General features: G+C 43.3%; 12 protein-coding genes. 1 reads left to right on the forward strand and 11 read right to left on the reverse strand.

Translation table 11 applies throughout. The features are described from left to right. The 10 genes from HY877_05870 to HY877_05915 all read right to left on the reverse strand — a co-directional run. Positions 1 to 1,240: ATP-dependent helicase (locus tag HY877_05870; GenBank protein MBI5299802.1), on the reverse strand; the 1,240-nt coding region annotated here is incomplete at its 3' end. A 5-nt stretch (positions 1,241 to 1,245) separates the two neighbouring features. Further along, positions 1,246 to 3,645, reverse strand: a complete 2,400-nt coding sequence (locus HY877_05875; protein MBI5299803.1) for a PD-(D/E)XK nuclease family protein — start codon at positions 3,643 to 3,645, stop codon at positions 1,246 to 1,248. A 29-nt stretch (positions 3,646 to 3,674) separates the two neighbouring features. Then, complete coding sequence (locus tag HY877_05880; GenBank protein ID MBI5299804.1) at positions 3,675 to 3,965, reverse strand: STAS-like domain-containing protein; 291 nt, start codon at positions 3,963 to 3,965, stop codon at positions 3,675 to 3,677. Further along, the gene (locus HY877_05885) at positions 3,962 to 4,789 is read right to left on the reverse strand and encodes a hypothetical protein (GenBank protein MBI5299805.1); all 828 of its coding nucleotides are present in this window, start codon (positions 4,787 to 4,789) and stop codon (positions 3,962 to 3,964) included. Before HY877_05885 ends, HY877_05880 begins: the two co-directional genes overlap by 4 nt. Before the next feature lie 164 nt (positions 4,790 to 4,953). Beyond that, the gene (locus HY877_05890; protein MBI5299806.1) at positions 4,954 to 5,217 is read right to left on the reverse strand and encodes a type II toxin-antitoxin system RelE/ParE family toxin; all 264 of its coding nucleotides are present in this window, start codon (positions 5,215 to 5,217) and stop codon (positions 4,954 to 4,956) included. 3 nt (positions 5,218 to 5,220) lie between these two features. After that, positions 5,221 to 5,490: a type II toxin-antitoxin system Phd/YefM family antitoxin gene (locus HY877_05895; protein MBI5299807.1), complete on the reverse strand. Its 270-nt coding sequence runs from the start codon at positions 5,488 to 5,490 to the stop codon at positions 5,221 to 5,223. 52 nt (positions 5,491 to 5,542) lie between these two features. Continuing rightward, positions 5,543 to 5,644, reverse strand: a complete 102-nt coding sequence (locus HY877_05900) for a hypothetical protein (GenBank protein ID MBI5299808.1) — start codon at positions 5,642 to 5,644, stop codon at positions 5,543 to 5,545. A gap of 130 nt (positions 5,645 to 5,774) precedes the next feature. Then, positions 5,775 to 7,304, reverse strand: a complete 1,530-nt coding sequence (locus HY877_05905; protein ID MBI5299809.1) for a YifB family Mg chelatase-like AAA ATPase — start codon at positions 7,302 to 7,304, stop codon at positions 5,775 to 5,777. Positions 7,305 to 7,324: 20 nt separating this feature from the next. Next, on the reverse strand, positions 7,325 to 7,825 hold the full coding sequence (locus HY877_05910; protein MBI5299810.1) for an ORF6N domain-containing protein: 501 nt from the start codon (positions 7,823 to 7,825) through the stop codon (positions 7,325 to 7,327). 101 nt (positions 7,826 to 7,926) lie between these two features. Continuing rightward, positions 7,927 to 8,835, reverse strand: coding sequence for an RMD1 family protein (locus tag HY877_05915; protein ID MBI5299811.1), 909 nt, complete (start codon positions 8,833 to 8,835; stop codon positions 7,927 to 7,929). 237 nt (positions 8,836 to 9,072) lie between these two features. On the opposite strand from HY877_05915, the gene HY877_05920 reads away from it, so the two are divergent. Next, on the forward strand, positions 9,073 to 9,489 hold the full coding sequence (locus tag HY877_05920) for a peptide chain release factor-like protein (protein ID MBI5299812.1): 417 nt from the start codon (positions 9,073 to 9,075) through the stop codon (positions 9,487 to 9,489). 10 nt (positions 9,490 to 9,499) lie between these two features. On the opposite strand, the gene HY877_05925 is transcribed toward HY877_05920, so the two are convergent. Then, positions 9,500 to 9,784, reverse strand: coding sequence for a hypothetical protein (locus tag HY877_05925; GenBank protein ID MBI5299813.1), 285 nt, complete (start codon positions 9,782 to 9,784; stop codon positions 9,500 to 9,502). Positions 9,785 to 10,007: the final 223 nt, after the last annotated feature.

A 10,007-nucleotide genomic window follows, 5' to 3' on the forward strand; every position in this document is an offset into this window, starting at 1 on the left:
AGAGCCGGTAGGGAATTTGTGCCGCTCGCAGGGCCTTTTCGTAGTGGCGGATGTCGCTTAACGCCTGAAAGAGGAGCGTGATATCTCCATAAGAATTTTTTCCAGAGTGAACGAGATGCTGGATATATTCCACAATCCTCTCGGCCTCAATTTTTCGGCGGTTTTCATTCGATAATTTTTTATTTCCATCAATGGGAAGCAGATGAATGTTTGCTTCGGTTGTTTTCTCTCTTGTTGGAATGAGAGGAATAAAAAGATTGGCCGGAAAGATATTTTCGAAGAGGGCGTTGATCCAATTGAGAATCGCTGGCCGCGAACGGAAGTTTTCCTGAAGCTCAATGCGATGACCCCCGGCTTTCAAAATTTTATCAGACAAGGATTGCAGGCCTGTCACATTGGCTCCGCGAAAGCGGTAGATTGATTGTTTGGGGTCGCCCACCATGCAAAGCCTGTTTTCTTTGGGATTAAAAAGCATCTCAATTAGATTTTTTTGGAGATCGTTGATGTCCTGCACTTCATCCACCAAAATATGTTTGAAGCGGCTTTGATATTGTTTTAAAACTTCCTTGTTGGTGTTGAGAAGATTGAGTGCTTCCATTTCCAAATCCTGAAAATCCATCACTTCTCTTTCTTTTTTTTCCGCGGTGTAAGATGAAAGAATTTTCTTATAAAGATATGTTGTCGCAAAATGCAGTGTTTTTTGTTTCTGGTCCATCGTCCATGGTCCATTGTCCATGGTCCCTTCAAAGTGCCACCGAAACTGCATGAGTTCTTCCAATAAAAGGAGTGTTTCCCTGAATTCAAATGCATCAAGCAGTAGCACCGCCTCCGGTTCTTTATTGTCGAGAGCTTCCAGAAGTGTTTTTCGGCAATGTCTGTGGATCGCCAAACGTGCGGTATGTTCATCCCAAACTTCGATTGCGCCGGAGAACCCAAGCAGTGGGGCCTGTTCCCGGAGCAGATTGAGACAAAAGCTGTGAAAAGTTCCGATGGCGGCCCACGGGAGATCTTTTTTCGACTCTTCGGGGAGATATTGTGCGACCCTTTTTTTCAATTCATGAGCCGCTTTTTCGGTGAAGGTGACGCACAAAATCTGGTTCAGATTTATTTTTCCCGAATTCAAAATATAAATTAGCCGCTGAGTCAGCACCTCTGTTTTTCCGGAACCGGCCCCCGCAATAATAGCGGTCGAGACATCCACCGATTCCACAGCCCGTTTTTGATTTTCTGTAAGTTGCATATAAATCATTCGAACGGTTTTAGTGGATATCGACAAATATCCTTGTAATCGCAACTGGCTTTGCAGTCCTTTGGTTCTGCGCTGAAATAACCTGACCGGATTTTCTCCACATAATTTTTAATCATTTCCATTGTTGCTTCGATAGTTTGTTTCATGTCCTCGGTTTCCAAAAGTGCCTTTGATCCTTTTCTCATTAAAAAATGGGTTTTGTTAAACTGACTGTCGAGTAGTCCCTGTTTTCTCTCCCCGGACTTTGCCGAAATCAACATCCCGCCGATGGGTGTGTAATTTTTAAGTAAAAGTTTTTGTGCCGCTGTAATATAAATGGGAAGCTGAAGGGAAAGACCGTTGAGTAATTTGTCCTGAAATTTGGTTGTGGCACTGCTTCCGGTTTTGTAATCAAGTACCAAAAAATTTTTGGAAGCGTCATCGCAGTCAATACGATCAATGCGCCCACTGAAATGAATATCGCCGATATCGAGACTGTTTTCGAGAGAGGTCCCGAATCCCCATTCAAAATGGGTTGGGGTGAGGGGAGAGTCAATGTTTCTGGCCTCTTCCAGCTCGTTCTGTAGAAGGAGGGTTGCTTGCTCCAACGTCTTTTGTTTCAAATGTTGATAGAGTTCCGCGTTGGCATAAACCATTTGAGAGGTCATTTCATGAAAAACTTTTTCAATAACTTCTCCCAATGTTTCAAAAAGCTCTTTTTCCTTTGTTGAGTCTTTTCGCGCCTCTAAAAAAAGATTTCCATGCTCTTTTAAAAATTTCTCAAGGCAATTATGAAAAAGAGTGCCGCGATCTTCCGGGTCCACTTGTGGGGAATATTCCTTCTGTTGTGGAATATTCAGAATGCGATTGGAAAAATATTTGAAAGGGCATTGGGCATAGGTTTCTAGACGCGACGGGCTAAAAATATGTTCCTTCTTTTGCGGGTTCAGTTGTTGCAGAAGCGGGTTGTCTTTGAAATTGGCGTGAAACGCATCCGTTTTTAAATTGTCACTCAAACGTTCTTTCTCAATTTTTAATTTCTGATTCAAAGTCTCTCTCCCAAAAAACAAAGGGGCTACCTCTTTGATATTCTCCGCTTCTGAAAAATCCCATGTAAAGGGTGAGGAACCCAAGTCCTGTCCAAAGCTGTCCCTTCTGGGATAAGTGAGCCATGTCTCTTTTGCCAAAGAGAGCTGATGGAGAAAAATGTTTCGCTTTTTTTCGAAAAGGTCTTGAGGTTCGGGAAAGGCTTTACACAAGATATTCCATTCTTTGCGACTGCGGTCTCTTTTATCCCGAAAAAATGGGGAAGCGCTCAAAGAGGGAAACGTCCCCTCCAGCATTTGAGGAGCCCAGAGATATTGGAGTGGAACAAAATCGCCGCCGTCGAATTCCATCCACTGAAGACCGTTTAAGGAGTCTCTGATTTTTGTTTGAGGTGGTTGATCGAGATTCTCTTTAAGCCACTCCAGCCATTCTTGTCGCTTTAATTTTCCGATGTTCAGGGCATGATTATGAAAACGAAGCGGTTCTAAAAGATTGGCGATGTCTTTATTTTCCGTTTTGGCAAGGAATCGATCAATCCATTCGGTGAGGGAGGCGTCTTCAGAATTTATTTGAGAAGCAGTGAACAGAGCCTTCCGCCCTTCCGCTTTTTCGCGCCATGTCAGAAAAGGAGTTTCTCCCTCCATGAGTCCCATCGCTTCCATTTTTTTCCAAACCGGGTCATAATTTTTGGAAATCCCCCCCATAAAAATGCCGATCTGATGAACGGCTACCCCTTCTTCCAAAAGATTTTGCAGTCGCATCAAAAACCAGTCTGTCTCTTGATGCGGAGAGGGGAGAGAAAAAAGTTGCGCCTGTTTTAAAGAATCCGGTTTTGGGATATCCGGTGTTTTAAAACTAAATTTGAATTGGGATACAAAAGAATCAAGTGCGGGATGACTTTCAAAGAAATTTTCTAAAACAAGATTTTCATAGGGAATATTTTGAATGGGAAGTTGATAAATATCTTCCTCATCCAAAACACCCTTCTCTTTTTTAAGAGCTTCGTAACGTTCATAAGTTTTCAGGAGATCATATTCTTTGAGAGAACCGGTTTCTTTCAAAAGTCCTTCCAAATGTTCCGAAGAGATATTGTAGCGTTTCAATTGGCGGATGGTGGTTAAAAAAGCATTCGCAAGCCCGGGGAAATGTTTCAATTTTTCAAAATAACGGAGCGGATATTTTTTGAGGCAATAGAAAATAAAATGCTTTTGCAGGGGACGTGTGAGAATCGGTTTCGTGGTGACGGTGACCGTTTTTAAAAAATGAGAAAGAGAAAAAATCGTCTCATCCAGCGAGACGGTTGCGTCGGACCCTGCAAACATTTCGCGCCGTTTGCGCTCCGCCGCTTTTTCAGAAGGTAAAATCGTCATTGCATGCATAAAATTCATCTCCACTGCTTTTACTTCATTCCGCGGTTTTTACACATTTCCAGAAGGACATAGTGATCTTTTGGTTTGATGTTCTTGAGAATTATTTGAGTCTTTAATTTTTCCATTGTCCAACCTGAATCGTTAAGTTTGGCAAAACCTTCGTCAAAAAAAGAGGTGCTGGCAATAGTAACGCCTGAAAAATTGATTTCAATTTTTTGATTTTTAAGATCCGCTTCAAGGATTATTTTTCTCAATTTTTCACCCGCCACTCTGGTTATATAATCCCCGGAAAAATCATTTTTTATACTGATGTTTATCATTTTTCCTCCAGACTAAATCTTGCAAAACACCATGTCCCGGGCAACGGATATTTCAGGATATTTTTTTGGGACCGCCGCGTCTTAAAATAACGTCTTATTTGGGCATTGCGACTGACGAGAGTCAATTTGCCCTCGTTTTTTTTTAAAAACTCAAAGAAATAATGCAACCCAAAACCGCCGGTCCTTTGCCTGCGAGTGCTGGAGCCTTTTTCAAAAGATAGCTCAAGATAGGCGATATCATTTTGGCGGATATATTTTTGTTCCAGTTTTGCGGGTATGGTGATTCCCATATCCAGAAGTCCACTATGAAATTCTTTGTTCCAGAGACCGGCATACATATAATATCTTTCTGCTGTTGAGTGATCCTGACTGTTTTGCATCAATTCATTGATTATCAGTTTGCTCGCATACAAAATATCCTCAGAGATTTTATCTGAAAATATTTCATCAAGACGTTCCGTGAAAAGCGTGTTGATTCCACCTTCAACGCCCTTTACCATAAGACTTATGTTTTCAATATTGTTGATGTCAGGATTTGAAAGGGTTGTAAAATTTTTAATGTTTTTGAAATTTGAGATAACAGGAATATCCAGAAGTTTTTTTGATATTCTCCTGTTTTTTATCGCGGTTTTTTGTTCGACAAGGAAATCAAAAACACAGGCCATGATTGCATAGCCTGCAGGCGAGAGGGTTTTTGTTTTAGACCAGTCCAGTGTCAGTTCTTTTTTTTCGTTGGAATAGATTTTTGCGAAATGGATGAGTTTGAGTATTGTATCAATCCGACCATCGTCTATAACTTCCGGTAATAATAGAATATTTCCCATGCGATTAAATATATAGTCGCAAATAAGTTAAAAATACAGATATATCTAAAAATATATTCTTATAATCTATATAATAATATGATTTTATTGTGTTTTATATGATACTAAATATTTGGTTTGCACCCGCTTTTTTCCTTAAAAATTTACAACACCGCCGACCCCCACTAATATATGGATTTATAAATGGTTTTTCTGGGACCCATTGCAATAACGTGAACTTCCAAAACATGATGGTGGATGCTGTAGATAATGCGGTATTTTGTGACACGATAGGAATAGAGTCCTTGTAAATCCTCCTTTAAAGACTTTCCCTGTAGCGGATCTATGGAAAGATCATCTAGGGCAGAACGAATTTTTTGTTTGAGCAACGGGTGCAGTCTGGAAATCTGCTTCTCCACATGGGGAGGGATCAGGATTCTGTAGGGCATATTTCAGTTCCAATCGATCTCTTTGTGGGATTTGGACTTCATCCGGTTTTTTTTAAAATATTTTTTTCCCTTTTGAATGGCCTCCATCAATTTTTTGTCCTGCTTGATTTCAAGCGTTTCCAAAAGGCTTTCCCATTCCTCAAAATTCATGAGGACAGCCGCCGGTTTTCCCTTGGCGGTGATGACGTACTCTTGGCCTGCATTCTGGGCCTTACGGACCGCTTCCAAGACTTTTGTGCGAAATTCTGTGACGGGAACGATTTTTGGTATCATTTTCACCTCCATGCAAACTGTAGCGGAAAAATGCCCATATCACAAGCGGGATTTATTCCTTCTCCCGCTGGCTCAATAAGTTGTAGGCAGAGGGGACGACGAACAGTGTCAGCAGGGTTGACAGAAAGACGCCACCGATAACGGCGATGGCCATGGGCACTCTGGCTTCCGCGCCGGGACCAAAGCCTAAGCGGGAGGAATAGGCGGAGGGAAGCCGCAGAAATGACCACTCCACACAGCAAAACCAAGCGCCTTGAGAAGGAAAGCGACGACTTGGATAAAATTTAAAATATATTTTCCCGATCGAGGGCGCGGTATTGGACGGCTTCGGCGATTTGTTCGGTTTCGATGATTTCTTTTCCGTCCAGATCGGCGATCGTACGGGAGACTTTTAAAATTCTGTCATGGGCGCGTGCGGAAAGGTTTAAAGTTGGAAAAATTTTGCGGAAAAATTTTTCAGCCTCCGGTGTCAGCGGACAAAACTCTTTTAAATCTTTGTGGGTGAGTTGGGCGTTGCAAGAGAAATCAAGTTCGGCATAGCGTTCCTGCTGGCGTTTTCGTGTTGTCATCACTCTCTCCCGAATTTGTGCCGAAGATTCGGTGGGAAGATTTCCAAACAGGTCTTCTTCGTTTAAAGGGGCCATTTCAATTTGCAAATCAATTCGGTCGAGCAAGGGACCGGAAATTTTGTGGCGATATTGCAGAATGGAACCCGGCGCGCAGATGCAGTGGCGCTTGGGGTGTCCCAAGTAACCGCACCGGCACGGGTTCATCGCGGCGATAAGTTGAAACGAGGCCGGAAATTTCATGCGCGACTTGGAACGGGTCAGGCAGACATGACCGGCTTCAAGAGGTTGACGTAACATTTGTAAAACATCGCGATGAAATTCCGGGAGTTCATCGAGAAACAAAACGCCGTTATGGGCGAGTGTGATTTCGCCGGGGTATAAAAAATCTTTGCCGCCGCCAATCAGGGCCGCGTAAGAAGTGGAATGATGGGGACTGCGAAAAGGAGAATCGGTTATCAACGGTTTGGAAACATCATTCAAACCAAACGCGCTGTAAATTTTTGTCGACTCCAGTGATTCAGCGGGGGTGAGGGGAGGCAGGATTGAAGGAAGTCTTGAAGCCAGCAATGTTTTGCCGGTTCCCGGTGGGCCCATCATAATAAGGTGATGATTTCCCGCCGCCGCAATTTCCAGTGCACGTTTGGCCAGCAATTGCCCTTTGACTTCAGAAAAATCGGGAAGATATTGTTGCAACGGTGGAGCCGTTTTTTGAAGTGCCGCCGATTCCGGCATTTTACCCGAATTAAGAAAATCAAAAACTTCCGCAATTGTTTCACAACCGATGATTTGAATATTTTTAATCAGCCCCGCTTCCGGTGCGTTAATTTTTGGGAGGATTAAGATTTTGAGCCCCTTCTGTTTTGCAAGATCGGCAAAAAGAAGAGGGCCGTGGATTGGTTTCAATTCACCTGTCAGTGATAATTCGCCGACAAATAAAAAAGAGGAGAGATTGTTTTGGGAGATCGCTTGATGCGCCACGAGCATTCCCACCGCGATTGGTAAATCGTACTGGTTTCCCGTTTTTTTGTAGGTGGCCGGCGCCATGTTGATGGTTGTTTTCCTCGCTTCGAGACGAAGACCGCTGTTGCGAAGTGCGCCGCTGACCCTCTCTTTAGATTCCTGCACCGACTTTTCCGGAAGTCCAACCATTTGCCACCCCGGAAGCCCTCCGGAAACATCCACCTCCACCTTCACAAGCGTCGCCTCAAATCCCAAAATCCCCGCAGAATAAACAGTGCCTAACATAATTTTGCCCAATTCCTTTCTTAAAAACCGATGCGCCTTTTTGGCGGTAACGGTGGTGGTTGCATCAATTGATGGATAGCATCAAAGACAACCTTGAACTGTCGGTCATATTTCTTTTCCAATTGTTCCAGTTGTTGAGCCAGATCTTTATGGGTGGCAATCATCCGGCGGAGTTTCACAAAAGTGCGCATGATGGCCACATTTACTAAAATCGCCTTTTTACTTTGTAAAATACCGGACAGCATGGCTACCCCTTGTTCGGTAAAAACATAGGGTAAATAGCGCCTACCACCCTTTTTCTTTGAGGTTCCAAAATGGAACCTCAAAGTCTGATTTTCCTCTTCAGTGAGTTGAAATGCGAAATCTTGTGGAAATCTCGCTTGGTTACGTCCGACCGCTTTATTGACAATTTTGGTTTTGACACCGTAAAGTTCTGCCAAATCGCTATCCAGAAGAACCTTTTCCCCACGAATCAATAAAATTTTTTGTTCCACGCGTTCGATTGGAATAAGGTAAGGCATCAGACCTTTTAAAAGCAAAATGCGTACCAGTCGGAAGTTGTTTAAAAATGGGTTGGGAAGAATGTTTGTTTTGTTTTCGTCAGTCAGGTGACAGAAATGCGTCACTTCAAAAACAGTTCGTAGCCGACGAGAAGGATATCGAGGACAAAGAGGACAACGATGGAAACTTCCAGAATAAGCATCTGACGGTTGGTGGCAAAGTTGGCGAGCAGGGTCAGGTTTTCCTGAATGGTTTTTAATTTGTAATCCAGTGCGCGAAAGCGGTCCTTCAATTCAAACATCAGTGTTGCTTCCTGATGCAGGTCATCAAGCACTTTGCTCTCCCACGTCTCCTCCGGTTTTTCCAAAAGATAAAGAGTGCCAATCAGATTCTGTTTTGTGGCCATTGCGGCGCCAATAAATTCCCGGATCTCTTTTGCACTCGGGTCCTGCGCTTTTCTTTCTCCCAGTTTGAAAGTGATGTGTCCCAATCGGTCTAAAATATCGCCTACCTTCTTTTCAAAAAATTCGAGCGCGGTGGACTGGGCCAATACGAGTCCCGCAATTTCAATCTTGTCGCGGTTCAGCTTGTCGACAATGACCTTATCGAACGTCACGGTGTTTTTTGCCTTGCGCTCCACCTCCATCAAAAACTCATCCGTCGTTTGCGGACCTTGGGCGTTGAAAGAGAAATTTTTTGCCCGTTCCAGTGTGCTTTTTTGGATGGCCTCATCGACATTGAAAAAAACAACGGAACCAAAATTATAAAAAAAACAGAAGCAGTTTGGCGAGAGTTCATAAACCAATTTTGTCGGGTTAAGGACGAGCGGTTTGAGGTCAAATAATTTGGCGACTTCCTTAAGCTTTAACGCCTCTGCCAGATGATAGGCATGGAAAGGATAGATTTGTGCCGTCTCCGCTTTCGGGGCCGGAATGCGTTTTTCCGAAGCAGAATAGCCGGCGGCCTTTTCCAATGGGGCGGCATTGGATGCGACTGCGACGTCGGTCACGATGGGAAGAGTCTCTGACATAAATAACCATCCTTGAAATCCTTAAAGTTTTTGACTTTTTACAGGTTTTGCTTGCGATCCACGGTTACCAGTATAGAGGTGAGTTTCTTAAAAGGCAAAAAATTTATCCATGAAGCGTATTTGAAGTGTTTTGAGGCGTATATGAATCGTATTTGGGGTGTATTTGAAGTAAGTATGGGCATTTTATGCGTGATATTGTATTTTGTCAGTCCCAATGAAAAGTGGTAGCAGTAGTACATGCCACTTTTCCCCGTTTCACCTGCCAAACAACAACTACTCCTGAAGGAGATGGAGAAATATCAGATTCGTGAAGAGGACCTTGTGGAAAAATTTATCCGGGGTTCCGGGGCAGGGGGGCAAAAAATCAACAAAACCTCTTCTTGTGTACAGCTTGCCCATACTCCAACGGGATTGGAAGTGCGTTGTCAGACTTCAAGGTCGCAATCGTTGAACCGTTTTTATGCTCGGCGTTTGCTGGTAGAAAAAATTGCACAACAAATAGAGGGAAAAAAAAGCACCCTACAACAACGGATCGAAAAAATCCGCAGGCAAAAGCGTCGCCGCTCCAAGCGCGCCAAAGAAAAGATGTTGGAAAACAAAAAACACCAAGGCATGAAAAAAAGTTTAAGAAAAATCAGTCCGGAAGAATTTTAGATGCGCCACTTTAATTTTTGGCGACAGCCCCTTCACAACCTAACGCCGCGTTCCTCAGAATCTCCGGAGCAATAATACAAAGTGGAATATTCGTTTCTTCCTGCATGTGAGGTTCCATGACGTCTATATCTCCACCATATTTCTCAATTTCATGTGAAAATGCTTTGAGAAAAGTTGGGATGTCGATGTAGTCATCTGCGTAGGGACAAGATGTATTTCGGAAATATTTTGGATCTATCCGACAAGGTGTTGTACCGCATTCGGTTCGTAAGCAACTAGTTATAAGATAGAACATAGCATGTGCTCTTTCCAATGTCAGTTGTCGACATTCTCCCTTGCTCCAAGTCCGCTCATTTGATGTTGGACTGAGTTCAAAAGTAAGCGATCGCCCAACCCCATCTTTTAATTCGTGGAGAAATAATTTAAAAGGGTTTCCATGAGAGGAGATTCCATGGACACGATCGGTGAGATGCAATGCAAATCAAAGATTTGGCAGGGGCGAATCGAAGCGCAGGCCC

The organism is Deltaproteobacteria bacterium, assembly GCA_016213065.1.
GTDB lineage: Bacteria > UBA10199 > UBA10199 > SPLOWO2-01-44-7 > SPLOWO2-01-44-7 > JACRBV01.

Coding starts and splice junctions, on each gene's coding strand:
- HY877_05875 (MBI5299803.1), bottom strand. CDS start 3,645: ATGACGATTTTACCTTCTGAAAAAGCGGCGGAGCGCAAACGGCGCGAA.
- HY877_05880 (MBI5299804.1), bottom strand. CDS start 3,965: ATGATAAACATCAGTATAAAAAATGATTTTTCCGGGGATTATATAACC.
- HY877_05885 (MBI5299805.1), bottom strand. CDS start 4,789: ATGGGAAATATTCTATTATTACCGGAAGTTATAGACGATGGTCGGATT.
- HY877_05890 (MBI5299806.1), bottom strand. CDS start 5,217: ATGCCCTACAGAATCCTGATCCCTCCCCATGTGGAGAAGCAGATTTCC.
- HY877_05895 (MBI5299807.1), bottom strand. CDS start 5,490: ATGATACCAAAAATCGTTCCCGTCACAGAATTTCGCACAAAAGTCTTG.
- HY877_05900 (MBI5299808.1), bottom strand. CDS start 5,644: ATGGCCATCGCCGTTATCGGTGGCGTCTTTCTGTCAACCCTGCTGACA.
- HY877_05905 (MBI5299809.1), bottom strand. CDS start 7,304: ATGTTAGGCACTGTTTATTCTGCGGGGATTTTGGGATTTGAGGCGACG.
- HY877_05910 (MBI5299810.1), bottom strand. CDS start 7,825: ATGCCTTACCTTATTCCAATCGAACGCGTGGAACAAAAAATTTTATTG.
- HY877_05915 (MBI5299811.1), bottom strand. CDS start 8,835: ATGTCAGAGACTCTTCCCATCGTGACCGACGTCGCAGTCGCATCCAAT.
- HY877_05920 (MBI5299812.1), top strand. CDS start 9,073: ATGCCACTTTTCCCCGTTTCACCTGCCAAACAACAACTACTCCTGAAG.
- HY877_05925 (MBI5299813.1), bottom strand. CDS start 9,784: ATGTTCTATCTTATAACTAGTTGCTTACGAACCGAATGCGGTACAACA.